General features: G+C 71.4%; 21 protein-coding genes. 12 read left to right on the forward strand and 9 right to left on the reverse strand.

What is annotated here, in order from left to right; all coding sequences use genetic code 11:
* Positions 1–375 (forward strand): FG-GAP-like repeat-containing protein (locus GA0070214_RS00005; RefSeq protein ID WP_208602599.1); only part of this gene is annotated, 375 nt, incomplete at its 5' end.
* Between the two features lie 182 nt (positions 376–557).
* Positions 558–3,515, forward strand: coding sequence for a M4 family metallopeptidase (locus GA0070214_RS00010; protein WP_139141720.1), 2,958 nt, complete (start codon positions 558–560; stop codon positions 3,513–3,515).
* A gap of 45 nt (positions 3,516–3,560) precedes the next feature.
* Here GA0070214_RS00010 and GA0070214_RS00015 read toward each other — a convergent pair whose 3' ends face one another.
* The 4 genes from GA0070214_RS00015 to GA0070214_RS00030 form a co-directional block, all read right to left on the reverse strand.
* Positions 3,561–4,589, reverse strand: a complete 1,029-nt coding sequence (locus tag GA0070214_RS00015) for a LuxR C-terminal-related transcriptional regulator (RefSeq protein ID WP_091257680.1) — start codon at positions 4,587–4,589, stop codon at positions 3,561–3,563.
* 233 nt (positions 4,590–4,822) lie between these two features.
* Positions 4,823–5,203: a VOC family protein gene (locus GA0070214_RS00020; RefSeq protein WP_091259720.1), complete on the reverse strand. Its 381-nt coding sequence runs from the start codon at positions 5,201–5,203 to the stop codon at positions 4,823–4,825.
* A gap of 86 nt (positions 5,204–5,289) precedes the next feature.
* Positions 5,290–5,859, reverse strand: coding sequence for a GNAT family N-acetyltransferase (locus GA0070214_RS00025; RefSeq protein ID WP_091257683.1), 570 nt, complete (start codon positions 5,857–5,859; stop codon positions 5,290–5,292).
* Between the two features lie 744 nt (positions 5,860–6,603).
* Complete coding sequence (locus GA0070214_RS00030; protein ID WP_091257686.1) at positions 6,604–7,101, reverse strand: DinB family protein; 498 nt, start codon at positions 7,099–7,101, stop codon at positions 6,604–6,606.
* A gap of 126 nt (positions 7,102–7,227) precedes the next feature.
* On the opposite strand from GA0070214_RS00030, the gene GA0070214_RS00035 reads away from it, so the two are divergent.
* The 7 genes from GA0070214_RS00035 to GA0070214_RS00065 all read left to right on the forward strand — a co-directional run bounded on the left by GA0070214_RS00035 (position 7,228) and on the right by GA0070214_RS00065 (position 12,995).
* Positions 7,228–7,599 (forward strand): YciI family protein, encoded by a 372-nt coding sequence (locus GA0070214_RS00035; RefSeq protein ID WP_091257688.1) that lies wholly within the window; start codon positions 7,228–7,230, stop codon positions 7,597–7,599.
* A 43-nt stretch (positions 7,600–7,642) separates the two neighbouring features.
* Positions 7,643–8,881: an RNA polymerase sigma factor gene (locus tag GA0070214_RS00040; RefSeq protein ID WP_091257690.1), complete on the forward strand. Its 1,239-nt coding sequence runs from the start codon at positions 7,643–7,645 to the stop codon at positions 8,879–8,881.
* Positions 8,882–9,030: 149 nt separating this feature from the next.
* The gene (locus GA0070214_RS00045) at positions 9,031–9,399 is read left to right on the forward strand and encodes a YciI family protein (protein ID WP_091257692.1); all 369 of its coding nucleotides are present in this window, start codon (positions 9,031–9,033) and stop codon (positions 9,397–9,399) included.
* A 98-nt stretch (positions 9,400–9,497) separates the two neighbouring features.
* Positions 9,498–10,223, forward strand: a complete 726-nt coding sequence (locus GA0070214_RS00050) for an ABC transporter ATP-binding protein (protein WP_091257694.1) — start codon at positions 9,498–9,500, stop codon at positions 10,221–10,223.
* On the forward strand, positions 10,220–10,990 hold the full coding sequence (locus GA0070214_RS00055) for an ABC transporter permease (RefSeq protein WP_139141721.1): 771 nt from the start codon (positions 10,220–10,222) through the stop codon (positions 10,988–10,990). The genes GA0070214_RS00050 and GA0070214_RS00055 overlap by 4 nt, the downstream gene beginning before the upstream one ends.
* Before the next feature lie 17 nt (positions 10,991–11,007).
* On the forward strand, positions 11,008–12,333 hold the full coding sequence (locus GA0070214_RS00060; RefSeq protein ID WP_091259722.1) for a sensor histidine kinase: 1,326 nt from the start codon (positions 11,008–11,010) through the stop codon (positions 12,331–12,333).
* A 14-nt stretch (positions 12,334–12,347) separates the two neighbouring features.
* A complete protein-coding gene (locus GA0070214_RS00065; RefSeq protein ID WP_091257697.1) occupies positions 12,348–12,995 on the forward strand; it encodes a response regulator transcription factor in 648 nt (215 codons plus the stop codon).
* 85 nt (positions 12,996–13,080) lie between these two features.
* Here GA0070214_RS00065 and GA0070214_RS00070 read toward each other — a convergent pair whose 3' ends face one another.
* Complete coding sequence (locus GA0070214_RS00070) at positions 13,081–13,776, reverse strand: suppressor of fused domain protein (protein WP_091257699.1); 696 nt, start codon at positions 13,774–13,776, stop codon at positions 13,081–13,083.
* A 159-nt stretch (positions 13,777–13,935) separates the two neighbouring features.
* On the opposite strand from GA0070214_RS00070, the gene GA0070214_RS00075 reads away from it, so the two are divergent.
* Entirely contained in the window at positions 13,936–14,223 is a 288-nt protein-coding gene (locus GA0070214_RS00075; protein WP_091259724.1) for a DUF2277 domain-containing protein, read from the forward strand.
* A 56-nt stretch (positions 14,224–14,279) separates the two neighbouring features.
* Here GA0070214_RS00075 and GA0070214_RS00080 read toward each other — a convergent pair whose 3' ends face one another.
* Positions 14,280–15,218: an NADP-dependent oxidoreductase gene (locus GA0070214_RS00080; RefSeq protein WP_091257700.1), complete on the reverse strand. Its 939-nt coding sequence runs from the start codon at positions 15,216–15,218 to the stop codon at positions 14,280–14,282.
* A gap of 62 nt (positions 15,219–15,280) precedes the next feature.
* Entirely contained in the window at positions 15,281–15,919 is a 639-nt protein-coding gene (locus GA0070214_RS00085; protein ID WP_091257701.1) for an HD domain-containing protein, read from the reverse strand.
* Between GA0070214_RS00085 and GA0070214_RS32180 the strand changes: the two genes are divergently transcribed.
* The gene (locus tag GA0070214_RS32180; protein ID WP_244167477.1) at positions 15,918–16,271 is read left to right on the forward strand and encodes a hypothetical protein; all 354 of its coding nucleotides are present in this window, start codon (positions 15,918–15,920) and stop codon (positions 16,269–16,271) included. The genes GA0070214_RS00085 and GA0070214_RS32180 overlap by 2 nt on opposite strands.
* A gap of 62 nt (positions 16,272–16,333) precedes the next feature.
* Positions 16,334–17,302: a GlxA family transcriptional regulator gene (locus GA0070214_RS00095; protein ID WP_091259727.1), complete on the forward strand. Its 969-nt coding sequence runs from the start codon at positions 16,334–16,336 to the stop codon at positions 17,300–17,302.
* Positions 17,303–17,349: 47 nt separating this feature from the next.
* Here GA0070214_RS00095 and GA0070214_RS00100 read toward each other — a convergent pair whose 3' ends face one another.
* Positions 17,350–17,595 carry a hypothetical protein gene (locus tag GA0070214_RS00100; RefSeq protein ID WP_139141722.1) on the reverse strand — a complete coding sequence of 82 codons (246 nt, stop codon included), beginning with the start codon at positions 17,593–17,595 and terminating at the stop codon, positions 17,350–17,352.
* A gap of 126 nt (positions 17,596–17,721) precedes the next feature.
* Positions 17,722–19,146 (reverse strand): M1 family metallopeptidase, encoded by a 1,425-nt coding sequence (locus tag GA0070214_RS00105; protein WP_091257704.1) that lies wholly within the window; start codon positions 19,144–19,146, stop codon positions 17,722–17,724.
* Positions 19,147–19,253 lie beyond the last annotated feature (107 nt).

Below are 19,253 nucleotides of genomic sequence, written 5' to 3' on the forward strand. Positions count from 1 at the left end.
ACCTCCTTCGGCCCGCCACAGAAATGGCACGACCTGTTCGCCGTCGGCACCGAACAACCCCGCGTCGGCGACATCAACGGCGACGGCAAAGACGACATCGTCACCTTCACCTGCAACCCCGACGCCGACGTCTACGCCGCCACCTCCACCGGCACCACCTTCACCGGCACCACCGTCAAATGGCACGACTTCTTCTGCCTCACCGGCGAATTCCCCTACCTCGGCGACGCCAACGGCGACGGCAAAGACGACCTCATCGTCTTCACCAAAACCACCACCAACGACGTCTACGTCGCACTGTCCACCGGCACCACCTTCGCCCCCAGCACCAAATGGCACGACTACTTCGGCCTACCCGGCGAAACCACCCTCTGAAGCGAAGCGAGCGGCGCCGGCCAACCGGCGCCGCTCGCTCGCGCATCGCCCCGCGCGGGGCTTCTGACTTGTGCAGGTGCGCAAAGTCGTTCTTGTGCCGGTGCCGACAACGCGGTGATGGTGATCGAATCCCGTGCCGCAAGGAGCCGGCCGGGCGCTGGACCAGCGTGCAGGAGCAACAGATGCGCAGACTCAAGGCACCACCCGCCCTCGCCATCCTGGCGGCGGCCGCCCTCCTCGGAACAACCGCCCAGGCCGCGAACGCGGCTACCCCGTCGCCGACGGGCACGACGACCGCCGCGGAGGCGTCCGTCCCGGCCACCGTGGCGCCCGCCACGGACACCCCCGCGCTCGTGGACGACCTGGCCGAACCGGTCGACGCCACGATCGCACCGGACAAGGCCGCCAAGGCCCACCTCACGGGCCACAAGGACCGCTACAAGATCGCCGACCCGGCCGGCACGCTCACCACGGCGAGCGTCGACACGCAGGGCACGCGGGAGACGGTCCGGCTGAACCAGAAGTACAAGGGCCTGCCCGTGTTCGGCGCCCAGTACGTGGTGCGGATGGAGAAGAAGGCCGGCAAGCGTGCGGTGACCGGCACGTCCGGCAGCTACTTCACGGACCTCGACGTCGACACGACGGCCACCCCGATTCCCGCGGACGTCGCGACCTCCCGAGCGGTCGAGGACGTGCGCAAGAGCCTGCACCCCGGTGCGGCCGTCGTGGCCGGCACCCCGCGGCGCGGCACGACGCCCGACGCGGCCCACGCCGACCTCAGCGGCACCGACCAGGGACTCGTGGTCATGCCGACCGGCACCGGCGTGCTCGCGCGGCACGTGCTCGTCAAGGGCAAGGACGTCGTCACGGGCCAGCCCGTGCTCCGCGACGTGTACGTGGGCGCGACGAACGGGGTGACGCTGCTCAGCGTCAGCCGGATCAAGACCTTCGCCACCGCGCAGCAGGCCGCCGCCCTCGCCGCCGCCGGGACCGGCGTCGCGCCGCGCGCCGTGTCGGAGCCGCCCCCGTCGGGCAACGGCACGACGCCGGTCGTCGGCGAGGGCAGGAGCCTGCACGGCGCCACGGTGCCGCTCCCGCTCGTCCGGATCGACGACGCGGGCCCCTACCTCATGATCGACCAGACCCACACCCTCCCGGACGGCCGGACGGTGCCGATCACCACCTGGGACGCTCGGGGCCGGGACTACTACGAGCTTCTCGACGGCCAGCTGCCCGAGGGCGTGGGCCCGTTCGCGTCGCCGTCGAGCACGCTCGGCGCCGACCTGACCGACGCCGGCGCCGTGGACGCGGCCTGGGACGCCGCGAAGGTGTTCGAGTGGTTCCAGACGGAGCTCGGGCGCAACAGCCTCGACGACGACGGCATGCCGATCAACTCGATCGTCGGCATCACCTACGGCGGCTACCCGTTCGTCAACGCCTACTGGGACGGCACCCGCATGGTGTACGGCAGCGGCGACGACGAGTACCTGCCGCTGGCCGCCGACCCGGACGTCGTGGGCCACGAGATGACGCACGGCGTGGTGGAGAACTCCGCCAGCCTCGTCTACGCCGGCCAGCCGGGCGCGCTCAACGAGGCGATCGCCGACTACTTCGGCAACGCCATCGACCTCGACGCGGCGGGCACGCCGATGTCCGACCCCGAGGCGAGCCTCATCGGCGGCGACCTCTGCCGCACCCTGACGCCCACGAAGTGCGCCCTGCGCAACCTCGACGACGGCGCCACCACGGCGGACTTCCAGCACCTCATGGACACGCCGCAAATGGACGACGGCGGCGTGCACCTCAACTCGACGATCGTGTCCGGCGCGCTGTGGGACCTGCGTCAGGCGTTCGGCGGCGCGGTCGCCGACAAGATCGTCTACCGGGCGCTCACCGACTACCTCACGCCCATGTCCGACTTCGTCGACGCCCGCGAGGCGGTGCTCGCCGCCGCCAAGTCCTCCGGCCTGAGCCAGAAGGACCTCAAGGTGGTACGGGCGGCGTTCGACTCGCGCGGGATCACCGCGAAGTGGAAGGCGAACCTGTACGGCAAGAACACCGACCTCCTGGTCGACCGGCTCAACACCGGGATGTACAGCGACATGAAGGCGAGCATGGCCGGCGGCTGGTTCACCGTGCCGCGGTCGGACGCGAACCACACACAGCCGCCGTCGATCTGGGTGGGCCGCACCGACGGCAAGGTCACGCCGTACCGGATCTCCCCGAACGACGGGAACCCGCACAGCTTCCCGCACACCGACGGCAAGCGGGTCGTGTGGCTGTCGATCGCGGTGGACCCCGACTCGCCGACGTGGGAGACCAACCGCATCCTGTCGGCGCCCGTCGGTGGCGGCGACGTCGAGGAGCTCTACAGCTCCCCGTACCGGATCGACGGCCTGGCCTTCGACGGCACCGTCGTCACCTGGAGCCAGTACGACCCGGAGCAGGGGTACCGCGACGTCGTGCGCTACCTGCAGGGCAGCTCGCGGACCGTCCACACGCTCGCGCACCCCGACTGGCTCGGGAACGCGACGGCGCCGAGCGTCCGGAACGGGAAGATCTCGTATGTCCGGTACGAGGACTACCCGCAGCCCGACGCCAACGGCAACTGGTGGTCGCTGGGCGTCGAGGTGTACGACATCGCGACGGGCAGGACGACCTTCGCCGGCGGCGACCCCGGCGCCGAGACGATGAGCTACCCCCAGGTGTCCGGCACCGGCGTCGCCTGGGTGATCAACCGCGACTACGGCCGCTACGTCGACGGCGAGTGGAGCCAGGGGACGTTCAACGACTCCGTGCGGCTCTTCGACTTCGCCACCGGCACCAGCCACCTGCTCTTCGAGGAGAACTCCCCGCAGGCGATCCGTGCCGACGTCCTCACGCTGTCCGACACGACCCTCACGGTCACCGAGGAGGCCCCGGCGGACCTCTGGCTCTCGACCGGCGGTTACCCGGACAACGCGCTCAACCCGAAGCTCAAGCAGTACACCTTCGACGGGACGTACGTCGGCCCGGCGTCGTGCAGCCCGGGCGCGCAGATGTTCGCCACAGCGGGCACGGGACGCGAGGTGATCTTCATGGACTCGTCGGCGGGCGGTTTCGGCCTGGCGTACGCGAAGGGGGCCAAGTCCTGCACGTGAGCCCCGGCTAGGAGGCGCGCCGCACGACGCCGCGCCGGGACCCCCTCACAGCGGTCCCGGCGCGGCGTCGTGCTCCTTCAGCCACCCCCGCTCCGCCGCAAGCAGCGCGATCTGGAACCGGGTCCGGGCGCCGAGCAGGGCACCCGCGTCGCTGACATGCTTCTGCACGGTACGGCGGCTCACCTTGAGCACGCGGGCGATCGCCTCGTCCTTCATCCCGGTCGCCATCATGTGCAGGATCTCCCATGTCCGCCGATCCGGCTCCACGGTCGTCAGACCGCCCTTCGGGGCCGCCCCGCCGTGCAGGCTCGTTAGCGACACCGGCTCGGCGCGCTCCCACACGCTCTCGAACAGCGCCACCAGCGCCACCACCAGCGCGGGGGAGTGCACCACCAGGGAACCCGCCGCCGGCCGGTCCCCGCGCACCGGCAGCAGCGCCGCCGCCCGGTCGAACACCACCAACTTCACCGGCAGCCCGGACGCCAGCCGGAGTTCCCCGCCCTGACCCGTCCCGCGCAGCGCCGTCTCGAGCGACACCGCGTCGGTGAACCCGTCCGTCTCGTACACCGACCGCAGCCGCACCCCCGGCGCCACTCCCGACTCGCCGACGGGCGCCTGCGTGGCCGTCACATACGGCGGCTTGGCCAGATGCAGTATCTCGACCGAACTCCCCTTCAGCAGCTGCCCGTAGCGCGCCGGCACCTCGTCCGCGCGCTCCAGCACCTCCACCAGGTGCGCGGCGCGCGGCCCGGACACCGCCTCGTACACCTCGTGGAGCCGCTCCACGATGCCCTCGACGCGGGCCAGCTCGGCCCGCCGCCGGGCCAGCAGCGCACTGAGCGATGACCGTGGCGGCCCGGCCGCCCATCGCGGTGTCGTGCCGTCGATCCGCAGCACCAGTGCGGAGTCCGACAGGTGCCGCAGTGCTCGCCCCGCCTCCGCCGGGGACACCCCGACCGCGGCGGCCACCTCGGTGACATCCGCCGACGGCACGGCCACCAAATGCTCCAACACCCGCCCGGCCAGTGGATCCAGACCGGTCACCGCCCACGGACTGCCTGCAGATCCGTCCATCCGTACTGACACTCCTGTGCTCTGAGCTCGTTCCGCCGTGGCGGACACCATCGGTGTGGTGGTCGGACCGCCGGGGCGGCCTCGTGGTCGGCGGGACTGCGGTGGCCCAGGCTGCTGCGCAGCCGATGCAGTTCTACCAGCCGAAATGGCGAACCGAGGACCCCGTACCAGCCGATGGACGTCGAGCCGGGAGGTGGGCCTCGCCGGTCCTGCGGCACGAGCCGGGGCGGAGCTCAGTTCACGGGTGGCGCCCAGGTCGGGCGTCTGATCAGGCAGAACGGGTGGCCGGCCGGATCGGCGTAGACGTGATCGCCGGGCAGCGGTCGCGCGCCCAGCGCGAGCACTGCCTCCGCTGCCGCCGCCTGGTCGTCCACCATGACGTCGAGGTGCATCTGCTGCGGGACTGCCGGCTCCGGCCACGTGGGCGGCGTCAGGTCGGCGGCGCGCTGAAACGCCAGCCCGGACGCCGACGTGCTGGCCGACACGACGACGAAGTCCTCGTCCGCGTAGGTGATCGGGTCGCCGAGGACCGCGCTCCAGAAACGCGCCGTGACCATCGGATCCGGGCAGTCGACGATCAGATGGTGGAGCCGACCGAGCGGCACGGCGGCCACCTCCTTCGTGGTCAGACCCCGGGACAGCACGGTCAGTATGGCCGCCGGTGCAAGCAGACGGCTTGGCCGGACCGTGTTCGTTCCCGTCAGAGCTCGGCCGAGGGCCGCCACTCCCGCCTGATCAGCCCGTAGACCCACGAGTCGGAGACCTCGCCGTTCACGATGCAGTCCTCCCGCAACGTGCCTTCACGCACGAACCCGAGCTTCTCCAAGACGCGGGCAGAGGCCAGGTTGCGGGTGTCGGTCTCAGCCTGGACGCGATTCAGGTCCAGCGTGTCGAATGCCCAGCGCAGCACCGCGTGCCCGGTCTCCGTCGCGTAGCCGTGGCCCCACGCTGCTTCGTGGAAGCAGTAGCCCAGCGCTGCGCTGCGGTAGTCCGGGTTCCACCGGTTCAGGCTGCACCAGCCGATGAACGCCCCGTCGGAGTGGCGATCCACGGCCAGCCGCGCGCCGGTGCCCTCCTCGGCCATCTGCCGGCAGGACGCGATGAACCGTTCGGCGCGCCCGCGGTCGCTCCACGGCGGCGCGTCCCAGTAGCGCAGCACGCGGGCGTTGCTGTGCAGCGCGAAGAGGTCGTTCGCATCCGCGTCGTCGAAGGGGCGCAGTCTCAGGCGAGTGGTGTGCAGCGTGGGGGTGGGCAGCGGCACGGGCGTCATGTTCCCTCCGGTGATCGGTGGCCGGTCAACCAGATCTCCGGTGCCGGCCACTCGCAACGGGTTTCTCGGCGGGCGGGTGCCCACATCCGGACGTGCGCGCTCATCGGCACGTCCGGACGTGGGCACCCGAGGCTCACCGTCGTCGCCGGTGTCGGGCCGGCCCCGACGCTGGTTCGCGCCCGGTGCGGAGCGACCACGCGCGGACTGCCGCGCGATGCAGACCGGGGCACGGCCACCGTGCTCCTCGCCCCGGCTCGGGCCCACGGCGGCGGCCCGGTGCAGGAGGAACGACCGCGGGATACCGATCCTGGTGCGGCGAGCGGTCTCCCCGCGGCTGATGCCCGACCCCATGAGCGATGAGCCGTTCGGGGCGAACGGACGCGAGGTCGTCGACGACGACCGGGAGCTGGACGGGCCGGAGGCTGGAATGGCAGTGGACGCAGCCGAACGCGAGCAGGGGAAGGCGCGCGCGCCGGAGGGTCCAGGACAGCACGGTATGAGGACGCGTAGACATATCTCTCCGAAGACCTGACGGAAGGCATGGGAAAGGAGCCGACGGCGACGTCGGCGACCGATGCGGGAGGTGTCAGGTCTAGCGAGCAGGCGGTGTCACGCGCGGTGAAGTCCTCTGTGCGTGGGTCGGCGAAGGAGATCCAGCTGGACGGTAGGGCGGGACGGGCCGGCGAGGCCACCCCATTTCGTCCTGGCGCCGAACTGGGCGTCGGCGGCATGGGCGTCCGCGCACTACCCGTTGACGAGCTGCTCCCGAAGAATGTCCGCGTGCCCGCAGTGCTGGGCGAGCTCGCGCAGCATGTGGAGATACACCCAGCGCAGTGGTACCGGGCCCCGCCGGTGCCCGGGCAGGATGTCGTCCAGATCCAGGGATGACGTCGCACGGCGGGACGCTTCGCAGGCCTCGCGGTGTGCCCGCTGGACGGTGGCGATCGTGTCGTCGGCATCGAGGATGAACGACTCGTCCGACACCTCGGGGATGCCGATCTCAGCGCGCGACCGGCACGTGACGGCTTCGTCGAACCAGACCTTCTCGACGAAGGTCGCGTGCTTCACCAGACCCAGCAGCGTGGTCCCGGAGGCCACCAATGATCGGCGTACCTGTTCCTCGGTGAGCCCGTCCAAGCAGGCGTTGAGCGCGCCGCGGTGCTCGTCGAGGAACGCCTCGAACTGGGCCTGGGCCGGCTGTGCGACGACCTGGTCGGCGAAGGTGGGCGGGAAGGAAGGCATGGGCGAAGCATTCCAGACCGTCGCCGCGGCGACAGATTTCTCCGGGGCCGTGTCGATCCGCGGGCGACCCGTTCGACGTTAGGGTGCGAGGGCCGAGAGGCGGCCGCGCCGAACGAGGAGCACGCGATGCCGAAGTACCTGCTGATCATGCGAGGCACCGACGAGTCGAACGCGGCCATGATGGCCGACATCGACCAGATGATGGCCACGACCCGCCAGTTCATCGAGGAGATGGTCAAGGCCGGCGTCCTCCTCGCGGCGGAAGGCCTGGACGATCCACGCCAGGGCGTCGTGGTCGACTTCAGCGGCGAGGCCCCGGTCGTCACGGACGGGCCGTACGGCGAGACCAAGGAACTGTTCGGGGGCTTCTTCCTGCTCGACGTCGCCTCGAAACAGGAGGCCGTCGAGTGGGCCAAGCGGGTCCCGGCCGCCCGCGGCTCCAAGATCGAGGTCCGGCGGGTGCCCGGCAGCGACGAGGTCCCGCAGGTCGGCGAGTGAACGTCCGGGACCGGGCCGGGCGCGAGAGCACCGGCCAGAGCTGATGGGTACGGCCGATGTCGAGGCCGTCTGGCGGATCGAGTCGGCGCGGATCGTCGCCGCGCTGACCCGGTTCACCGGCGATTTCGGGCTGGCCGAGGACGCGGCCCAGGAGGCGGTGGCCGAGGCGCTGGAGTCGTGGCCACTTGCCGCTCCGGCGAATCCGGCCGGCTGGCTGATGGCCACGGCCCGGCGGCGGGCGATCGACGCGATCCGCCGCCGGGCCGCCCTCCAGGACCGGTACGCCCTGCTCGCGGCCGACCTGGCGGTCGACTCGGCGGTCGACTCGGCGGTCGACGAGGAGGTCGACCCCGACAGGATCGACGACGACGTGCTCGCGCTGATGTTCGTCAGCTGCCACCCGGTGCTCTCCCCGGAGGCCCGGGTGGCGCTGACCCTGCGCGTGGTCGGCGGCCTGTCCAGCGAGGAGATCGCCCGCGCGTTCCTCGTGCCCGTGCCGACCGTGCAGGCCCGCGTGACCCGGGCCAAGAAGACGATCGCGGCGGCCGGGGTGCCGTTCGAGCTGCCGCCGGCCGGCGAGCGCCGGGAGCGGCTGGGCGGCGTGCTCAGCGTCCTCTACGTGATCTTCACCGAGGGGTCGACGGCCACCGCGGGCGACCGGCTGCTGCGCCCCGACGTCGCGTACGAGGCGATCCGGCTGGCCCGTACGCTGGCGGCGCTGCAACCGGACGAGCCCGAGGTGCACGGCCTGCTCGCGCTGTGCGAGCTGACGGCCGCGCGCTTCCCGGCCCGGACCGCCCCCGACGGCTCACCGATCCTGCTCGAGGACCAGGACCGGCGGCTGTGGGACGTCTCGGCGATCCGCCGTGGGCTGGCCGCGCTGTCCAAGGCCTCGGCTCGCGGCCTCGGCCCCTACGGCCTGCAGGCCGCGATCGCCGCCACCCACGCGTCGGCGCCCTCGGTCGAGGCAACCGACTGGGACCGGATCGTGGTGCTCTACGAGGCGCTGGGCCGGGTCGCGCCCTCGCCGGTGGTCGACCTCAACCGGGCCGTCGCCGTCGCCATGGCCTCGGGCCCGGGGCAGGCCCTCGCCATCGTGGACGAGCTGATCGCCGCGGACCGGCTCCCCGGCTCACATCTGGTGCCGACCGTACGCGGGGAACTGCTGGCCCGGCTCGGACGGCGACCGGAGGCGCGCGCCGAGCTGGAGCTGGCGGCCCGGCTGTGCGCCAACCAGCGCGAACGCTCAGTGCTGCTGCGCAAGGTGGCCGCCCTGAGCTGACCCCGGCCGGCCAGGATCCGGGCGCGCCGAGCGGCGGAGGGTCCCGTGCCAAGATTCTTCTGGCATAGCGTCGGATCCGGGGCCGGCCGTTCGTAGCACGGGTGACAGGCGGCCGCCGGAGAAGGCCGCCGGGACAAGGGAGCCAGCAGATGCCGCAGTACCTGATCTCGTTCAACGACGGCGCCATGGACCACATCCGCGCCGAGGAGCTGCCCGACGTGGGCAAGGCCGCGCACGCGGTGATCCAGGAGGCCGTCAACGCCGGTGTGTGGGTGTTCGGTGCCGGGCTCGAACGCCAGCAGGCGAGCGTCGTGGCCACGGACGGGATGGTCACCGACGGTCCCTACCCGGAGACCAAGGAGGTCATCGGCGGGTTCGTGGTCGTCGACGTGGCCTCCCGTGAGGAGGCGCTGGAGTGGGCCGCCAAGATCGCCACCGCCTGCCGCTGCGCACAGGAGGTCCGGGAGCTCCTGCCGGACCCCGAGAGAGACGCGATGGTCCGCCAGGCTGACAGGTGACGGCGACATCCCCACGACGCCTGGGGGTGGAAACCCCCAGGCGGAGTCGGAGGGTTTCCGGCTTCTGAGCGCCGGCGGCGCTGCCTAGCGTCGATCGTATGATCGAACTACGTGAGCTGACGAAACGCTACGGCGACCGGGTCGCCGTCGACGGGCTGAGCGTCCGGGTCAAGCCAGGGGTGGTGACCGGCTTCCTCGGCCCGAACGGATCCGGCAAGTCGACGACGATGCGGATGATCCTCGGCCTGGACGCACCGGACCACGGCGAGGCACTGATCGGCGGCGTCCGGTACCCGGACCTCAGCTGGCCGTTGAAGACGGTCGGTGCGCTCCTCGACGCGGGGGCGTTCCACCCCGGCCGCAGCGCCCGTGCGCACCTGACCGCGCTGGCCGCGAGCAACGACATCCCCGGTTCCCGGGTCGAGCAGGTGCTGCGCATCGTCGGCCTGTCCGACGCGGCAACACGGCGTGCCGGTACGTACTCGCTCGGCATGCGCCAGCGGCTCGGCGTCGCGGTGGCCCTGCTCGGCGACCCGGGCGTCCTCCTGCTCGACGAGCCCGTCAACGGACTGGACCCGGAGGGCATCCGCTGGATCCGGGACCTGCTGCGCGCCCTCGCCGCCGAGGGCCGGACGGTGTTCGTGTCCAGCCACCTGATCGCCGAGATGGCGCTGACCGCCGACCGGCTGGTCGTCATCGGCCGCGGCCGGCTGCTGGCCGAGACGACCGTCGCCGAACTCGCCGCCGGCGACGACAGCCTGGAGGACGCGTTCTTCCGGCTCACCTCGGGAACCACCGACTATCGCGGAGTGGGAGCGTCATGAACAGGTACGGATTCCGGCACGCGGCCCGGATGGAGCGGATCAAGCTGAGCAGCGTCCGGTCGACGTGGTGGCTGGCGATCGCCGCGGTGCTCTCGATGGCCGCGGCCGGGGCCGGGGTGGGACTCGGGTACCGATCGCACACCCCGGTCGCCACCGCCGCCCAGATCCTCAACAACAGCCTCGGCGGCGCCATCGTGGCCCAACTGCTCCTCGGAGCGCTTGGCGTCCTGATGGTGACCGGCGAATACGGCAGCGGGATGATCCGCTCGACGCTCGCCGCCGTCCCGCGGCGTCGCATCGTCCTGGCCGCGAAGGCCGCCGTGTGCGGCGGCGCGGCCCTCGGCGTCGGCCAGGCCGCGAGCTTCGCCGGCTACCTGAGCGGGCAGCTCGCTATCCGCGGCACCGCCATCCCGGCCGCATCCCTCGGTGACCCGGCGATCCTGCGCGCGGTCGTGCTGACCGGCGTGTACCTGGGCGTCACCGCACTGATCGGGGTCGGCATCGGCACGATCGTGCGGCACTCCGGCGCCGCCATCGGCACGCTGTTCGGTCTGATGTTCGTCCCGATGATCGTGGCCGGCCTGTTCGGCGAGAGCGGAATCCAGGTCGGCCGCTTCGTCCCGCTGCTGATGCTGCTCAACTCGATCGCGGTGACCACTCCGGTACCCGGACTGTTCAACGGCTGGATCAGCGCGCTGCTGATGTGCGGGTACGCGGCGGTGGCGATCCTGTCCGGCGGAGTGCTGCTCCGCCATCGCGACGCGTGACCGGCGACAATGGGCCGATGACCGCGCTGCGCGCCCCGTTCACCACGCTGGCCCTGCGCCGGGCGGTGTTCTGCGTCGCCGGCGTGGTCAGCGCGGCCGCGATCCTCAGCGTGCCGGCGATCCTGCCGGCCCTGGGCGCCCTCGTCCTCTGGGCGACCGGAGCCATGTCGGAGCAGCCCGCACCTGCCGTCGCACCGCTGTTCCTGGTCCTGCTCCCGCTCACCGTCGCGCTCCTGGTCGTGCTGGCCGCCCCGATCGGGCGCGCGATGGGAGCCGTGCACCGCACACTCGCCGACCGGCTGCTCGAGGTGCACGTGGACGCCCCGCCGCCCCGGCTCTCGAAGCGGATCAGCGCCGTGGTCGCCGACGGACCGGGCTGGCGCGCCGTCGGGTACGGCCTGCTCAAGGTGCCACTGGCCATCCCCGAGGGCTACGGCGCGTTCTGCTACGTGTTCGGCCTCGTCAACCTCAGCTACCCGGTGTGGTGGCCGCTGTTCCGCAACCACCCGGCCGGAACGAGCCTCGGACCGGTGTGGGCGCTGACGCCGTTCGGCGCCATCGGCGCGCGGACGTTCGCCGGAGCGTTCGTCATCGCCGCGGCCGGCCTCGCCATGCTGCTGGTCGCACCGTGGTTGATGCGGGCCGGCACGGCGCTGGACGTCGCCGCGATGCGACGGCTGCTCGGGCCGCGCCGGCTCGCCGAGCGGGTACGCGAGCTGCAGGTCACCCGGGCCCGCGCGATCGACGACGCGGCCGCGATGATGCGCAGGCTGGAACGGGACCTGCACGACGGTGCGCAGATCCGGCTGGCCACGCTGGCGATGAACCTCGGCATGGCGACCGAGAAGCTCGGTGCCGACGGCCCGCCACCCGACCTCGCCCAGGCTCGCGAACTGGTCGCGCTCGCCCACCGCGGAGCTAAGGAGGCCCTCGCCGACCTGCGCGACCTGGTGCGCGGGATCCACCCGCCGGTCCTCGACAGCGGTCTCGGCGACGCGCTGGCGACACTCGCGACGAGCAGCGCCATCCCGGTCGCGGTGGACGTCGAGCTGCCCGACCGCCCGGCGCCCGCCATCGAGACCATCGCCTACTTCTGCGCCTCCGAGCTGCTCGCGAACGCGGCCAAACACAGCCGGGCGACCCGCGTCGGGCTCGGCGTCGCCGGATCCGGCGAGCGCCTGACGTTGACCGTCCGGGACGACGGCATCGGCGGGGCGAACCCGGACGGCCCCGGCCTGTCCGGCCTCGCCCGCCGCATCGCCGTCGTGGACGGCCGGATGCGCGTCCACAGTCCGGCCGGCGGCCCGACCCGGGTCGACATCGAGCTGCCCACACACGTGTGAACGGAGGCGACGACATGCGGGTCGTGATCGCGGAGGATGCCGCGATGATGCGCGAAGGCCTCGTCCGGCTGCTCACCGACCGCGGGTTCGAGGTGTGCGCGGCGGTGGCCGACGCGGACGCGTTGCGGTCCGCGATCGCCTCCGCCGTACCGGATGTGGCCGTCATCGACATCCGCATGCCACCCACGCACACCGACGAGGGGCTGCGCGCCGCGATCGACATCCGACGCGACCACCCCGACGTCGGTGTGCTGGTGTTCTCCCAGTACGTGGAGACCCGCTACGCGACCCGCCTGCTCGCCGACCGGCCCACCGGCGTCGGATACCTGCTCAAGGACCGTGTCGCTGACGTCGCCGATTTCGTGGACGCGCTGACCCGGGTGGCGTCCGGTGGCACCGCACTGGATCCGGAGGTGGTCGGCCACCTGATGCGGGCCGGGCAGGACACAGCCGGGCTGGCGTCGCTGACCCCGCGGGAGCGTGAGGTGCTGTCGCTGATGGCCGAGGGACGATCCAACGCCGGGATCGCGGCGGCTCTCGTCATCACCTCCGGAGTCGTGGAGAAGCACGTGGCGAACATCTTCGCGAAACTCGGCCTGCCGTCCTCGGACAGCGACAACCGCCGGGTCCTGGCCGTCCTCCGCCATGTCAGCGGCGGCTGACGCCACGTGACGCGGACGCCGTCAGGGCAGGACGCGGCGGTTTGTCTCCGCCCTGCCGATCCCGACGCCGTCGCGCCGACAGCTGTCAGGCGTACGAGGGCCGTTGCGGGTCCAGCAACTCGGTGACGCGACCGCGATCAAGCACCTGGATGAGCGCGTCGGTGCCGCGTTCGAGCTTGACCGCCATCTCATCCGGGTGCAGAGGGACCAGCGCGAGCAACGCGATCCGGACGCCGCCGGGGACGTCGATCGCCCGAGCCTCGGGTGGCACACGCAGCATCGGGGTGACGACGACTCCGGCGAACGGGGTGCCCTCGGCGTACGGCTGCGCGGGATCACCGTTCGGCACGGAATGCCACTCGCCGATCCAGGTCCCGTACTCGTGCGGCAGCCGAGCAACCTCCTTGAGGACTCGCAGCGGCCACCCGGTGGCATCGTCGAGCCCGGCCACCTTGCCCAGCGGCCAGTCCGCGGGCAGGCTGAGCATCAGTTCGGCGTACGGGCTGATGTCGTGGCCCTCCGGCACCGTCATCGGCAGCTCACTCATCCCAGAAGTGATCAGCGTCCGGTACGGGCGTTCCTCCGTCGGTGCCACGACGTAGACATGTACACCGACCAGGTGCGAGACGATCTCGTGGTAGACGAACTCGACCGGCCCGAAGTGCTCCTCGATGTGTCGGTCGATCGCGTCGGCGAAGGCCTGCTGCGGGCCCTGCGCCGGCACGAACCCCTCGTGCAGCGACTGATGACGGAGAACTCCTGACCCGCGCGGCTCGTCCATGACGACGCAGCGTAGGCCACGGCCCGACGATGGTACGGCGCAGCCGCCGGCCGGCGGCGTTCGGTACGCAGGTCAGCCGCCGCCCTGGTAGTCGGCGAGACCATGATCAGGTTGGGGCGGGGCATGCCGGTTGTCCGCCCGGCCTGGCATGGTAGGGGGATGTGCAGGAACATTCGAGTGCTCCACAACTTCGAACCGCCGGCGACCGAGGATGAGATCGAAGCCGCCGCCATCCAGTACGTGCGCAAGGTCAGCGGCACGACCCGGCCGTCCGCAGCCAACGAGGAGGCGTTCGCAGAGGCGGTCCGCGCTGTGACGGCGGCCACCCGAACCCTGCTGGACGGCCTCGTGACGAAGGCGCCTCCCCGCGACCGCGAGGTGGAGGCCGCCAAGGCCAGGGCGCGCGCCGCCGAACGGTACGGACCCCGGGAGGCAACCTCGGTCTGACGGCGCCCGATCCGGCCGGGCCGGCGGTCGGCACGGCCCTGGCGGTCGCACACCGATCACGCGTGCGGCGTTCCTTCTTCGTCCGCGACCTGAATGATCGTCTTGCCGGGTGTGCGGTGGCGGCGATCGAACGCGGAGGCCGTCTCGGACAGCGGTCGCACGGCGCCCACGAGGGGGGTGAGCCGTCCGGTCCGGAGACGCTCGGCGAGGTCGGCCAGCTGCGCGCGATCGGGTTCGACGACGAAGAAGATGGCTCGCCCGTCCCTGGGCTGCACGGTGGGTGGCATGGCGATGGTGACGACGGTGCCGCCCGGGCGTACCAGTTCGGTCGATCTTGCGAGGACGTCGCCGCCGATGACGTCGAACACCACGTCCACCTCGCCGACCTGCTGCAGATCGTCGGCGCCCAGGTCGAGGAAGGTCTGCGCGCCGAGGCGGAGCGCGAGCTCACGGTCGTCGGCTCGGCCGGTGCCGATCACGCGGGCGCCCACCTCCCGCGCGAGTTGAACGGCGATCGAGCCGACGCCGCCCGCGGCGCCGTGAATGAGGACGGTCTGTCCGGTCCTGAGGTGGGCGTGGTCGAACAGTCCCTGCCATGCGGTCAGCCCGGAGATCGGCAGGGCGGCGGCCACGGTGTGCTCGATGTCGGCCGCGAGGGGGGCGAGGTTGCGGGCCTCCACCGCGGTGTACTCGGCCAGACTTCCGTCGCGGGCCCAGTCGGTCAGCCCGAACACCCGCTGGCCCACGGTGAGGCCGGTGGTTCCGAAGCCGAGTTCGACCACGACTCCGGACAGCTCGTGCCCGGGGATGCTGGGTGTCCGGTCACGGCCGGCGCGATCGGTCCACGTCGCCGGCCAGTCGAGCTCTCCGGGGGTGAATCCCGCAGCGTGCACGCGCACGATGACGTCGTTCTCCGCAGCGTGGGGGTAGGGCATGTCGGTCAGGGTGAGCCCGCTGACACCCGCGCCACGGTCGCGCACGGTGATCGCTCGCATGCTCGGATCCTTCCAAGAGAAGCTCGTCGGTATGGGCTGATCAGGCGGGAGCCTGGATCCGCTCAGCTCGGCCAGGGCGAGCCGAGGATGCGCTCGACCGTCGTCACGCGCTGGAACCCGGGGATGAAGTGTTCGAGCACGTCGGAGTTCACGGTGCCGTTCGTGGTTTCGGGGCGGTTCTTCAGCCCGTCGACGTAGGTGCGCAGGAACTCGTTCTTGAAGTCTCCTCGCGGGTGAACGGCGAGGATCTCGGCCAGCTGATCGTGTTCCAGCCCGTCCAGGCCGAAGCCGAGCACGTCGGTCAGGACACCGAGGTGCGTGGTCGCGATCTCCGGCGCCATCCGGTGGGGGATGCCCGGCGTGGTGTGCAGCGCGATCGCCGTCCACACCGTCTCGGCGGCGGCCGTCGAGAAGCCCCGGCCCAGGAGGAACGTGCGGGCGTGGTCGGCGCCGTCGACCTCGAAGCGCTGCTCGACGTCGGAAAAGGGAGTCAGGAGGCCGGTGTCGTGGAACATGGCCGCCAGATAGAGCAGTTCCGGGTCCGGTTTCACGCCGAGCCTGTGCGCGTGCATCAGGCTGAAGAAGAAGACGCGCCGGGAGTGGTGGTAGATGAGAGGGCTGGTCGTCTCCTGAATACGCCTGGTCGCTTCGGCGACCGCCGCGGTTTCCGGGATCTCCCACCCCGCGATGACCTCTGGCATGATCTATGACCCTCCGGCAATTGCGTGGGGAACCAATCTTTCCGAGGTCCATGCTGCCCACCGATCGTCGTACGGCGCCGCCTTCGTCCGGCCAGGAACCACCTATATCCGGACAGGGGACCGCTGCACGAAGCGCCCTGCCGCCCCGGCCGGGCCGTGCCGGCCGGAGACGCTCGGACGCGAGGAGCACCTCGACGACGTCCTCGCCGGCTACGGCACCGACATCGACCTCGACGTGATCCACTCGTGGTGGTCGTTGCGAAGCCTGCTGGCAGTTCGCTGGCTGATCGAGCACGGATTCGACCCCTTCGCGCCCGGCTGTGAGGTCGACGTGCTGAGATCCCGGATGTGAGGCTGGGCGGTGACCAGGTCCGGCCGCTCACCGCGCGGATCGGGCCGGAAGGGATCGGATTGGTGAACGGTAATTCCCATCGCGTCGCGATCTTCGTCTACGACGGCGTGACGTTGCTGGACGTCGCCGGTCCCGCCGAGGTGTTCAAGGAGGCGAACCGGTTCGGTGCCGACTACCGGATCCTGCTGCTGTCGCCCACCGGCGCGGACGTCACGTCGAACCTCGGGGTCCGGATCGCGGTCGACGGCGCGGTCTCCGCGCAACCGGCCTTCGGCACGGTGCTGGTGGCCGGGTCCGACCGCTACCCGCGCACGAGTGTCCCCGCCGACCTGGCGGACGCCGCACGGACACCGGCGGCCGTGGCGGGCCGGGTCGCGTCGATCTGCACCGGGGCGTTCGTCCTGGCCGCCGCCGGCCTCCTCGACGGCAAGCGCGCGACCACGCACTGGCGCGCCGCGCACGAGCTTGCCGCCCGGTGTCCGACGTGCCGCGTCGAGCCCGACGCCATCTACGTCCGCGACGGCACCACGTACACCTCGGCCGGAGTGACGGCCGGAATCGATCTGGCGCTCGCTCTCGTCGAGGAGGACCACGGGCCCGACCTCGCGCGCGGCGTCGCCCGCGCCCTCGTGGTGTACATGCAGCGTGCGGGCGGCCAGTCCCAGTTCTCGGCACCGCTGCAGGGACCGCCGCCCCGCTCGCCGGCCCTCCGCACGGTCACCGATCTGGTGACGGCGAACCCCCGCGGCGACCACTCGCTCGGTGCACTCGCGAAACACCTCAACGTGAGCACCCGGCAGCTCACCCGGCTCTTCCACGACGAGCTGTCCACGACTCCGGCCCGCTACGTGGAGAACATCCGATTCGACATGGCAAGGGCACTGCTCGACCAGGGACACACCGCGACGCGGGCCGCGACCCTCGCCGGGTTCCCCAGCTACGAGAGCATGCGACGGGTCTTCGCGCGGAAGCTGTCGATCAGCCCCGCGGCCTACCAACGCCGGTTCAGCACGGCCCGCCGCGCCGGCTAGCACCTCGGCCGTCCATTGCGACTCAGGCCCGCCCGAATGCGGTCAGGTCAAAGACGGGCGCTCGGAGCACACCAGCCCGAGAGGCGATCCATCAGGTCCAGGATGTGCTCCTCGGCAGGCTCGTCCTCGCACAGTTGGCGAGCTACCGCGCAGACGTCGAGGAGAGCTTCTCGGGAAACGCCGGCTCGCAGGTGCTCCGTGGCTATCGCTTCGAGAACGCGCGGCGGTTCCTCGTGCGACGCAGCCTGCACGAGCTGTCGCGCCAGCTGCTCAGGGCGCTCAATCTCCGACACCTGCCTAGCGTAGGAGACAGCTCGCGAGACCGTCAGCCGGGGAATCGGGCCAACGCCGCCAATGGACACGGCGGCTTACCTGAGGTGGGGTCCCGCGACCGTCTCGGGCGCGGGACCCCACCGACGTCACCAGCTCGTGGGCTTGCCCTTCTGGAACAGCCACACGTCGAAGAAGGCATCGAGGTTCTGTCCGGACTCCCGCTCGGCGAGGGCGATGAAGTCGGCCGTCGCGGCGTGGCGGTACCGGTGGCCGGCCGCCCACTCGCGCAGGATGCGGAAGAAGGTGGCGTCACCGACCTTGCCCCGCAACGCGTGCAGGGTCATCGCCCCCCGGTTGTACGGGATGTTGCTGAACATGTCCTCGGGGCCCGGGTCGGCGAGGATGATCTGCCAGAACGACGACGACGCGGCGCGACCGTAGTTGCTGCTGCTGTTGAAGGTCTGGCTGACCGACGCGCCGCCGTTGTACTCGGTGTACATCCACTGGGCGTAGGTGGCGAAGCCCTCGTTGAGCCAGATGTCCGACCAACGCTGCGGGGAGACGGAGTCGCCGTACCACTGGTGTGCCAGCTCGTGCGCCATCGTGCCGACGCTCGCGGCGCTGGAGAAGATCGGCTTGGTCTGGGTCTCCAGGGCGTAGCCCACGTCGGGGGCCCGGTCGATGATCGCGCCGGTCGAGGCGAACGGGTACGGGCCGAACTGCGCCGAGAAGAAGTCGATCATCCTGGGGATCTGCGCGACCGCGGCGGCGGACCCGGCGACCTGCCGCGGGTCGACCGCGACGTACACCGGGATCCCGCTCGGCGTGGTCGACCGGGTGACCACGAAGGTGCCGATGGTGATCGTCGCCAGGTAGGTGGCCATCGGCTCGGTCGAGTCCCAGGTGAACGTGGTCCAGCCGTTCCGGGTCTCCTCGGACAGGAGCTGGCCGTTGCCGACGGCGGTGAGCCCCTGCGGCACGGTCGCGGTGAACCGGAAGGTGGCCTTGTCGGTCGGGTGGTCGTTGGTGGGCAGCCAGGCCGGCGTGCCCTGCGGCTCACCGACGACGAAGGCGCCGTCGTCGGTGGGCACCCAGCCTTCGATCGACCCGTCCGGGTCGGTGATCGGACCCGGTACGCCGGCGTACCTCACCACCACGGTGAAGGCCTGCCCGGTCTTGAGCTTCGGGCGGGGCGTGACGACCAGCTCCTGGCCGTCCCGGGTGAAGCCGTTCGCGTGCCCGTTGACGGTCAGCGACGAGATCTGCGGACCGCGGAAGTCCAGGTTGAACCGGTCGAGATCCTGCGTGGCGATCGCCGTGATGGTGGCGGTGGCGGTCATGTACCGCGTCGCCGGGTCGTAGGAGAAGGTGAGGTCGTAGTGCTGGACGTCGTATCCGCCGTTGCCCTCGTCCGGGAAGTACGGGTCGCCGACGCTCGCGGCGCCGGCCGAGTAGCGCGGGGCTCCGGGGTTGCCCGGTGCGGCGCCGGCCGAGCCCGGTGCCACCACCGAACCGACAGCCACCAGGGTGACTGTGGCGAGCGCGGCACCGCGCAGGCGGGGGACTGTCATGTGGATCCTCTCCTTTGGACTGCCGCGGCGGCGCCGGCCGCCGGACGTGTAGGCCCAATCCACCCGCACCGCACCGGCGTCGTCAAGGTCTTCGGGCCACGTCAGAG

This window comes from Micromonospora chaiyaphumensis (assembly GCF_900091435.1).
In the GTDB taxonomy this organism is placed as follows: domain Bacteria; phylum Actinomycetota; class Actinomycetes; order Mycobacteriales; family Micromonosporaceae; genus Micromonospora; species Micromonospora chaiyaphumensis.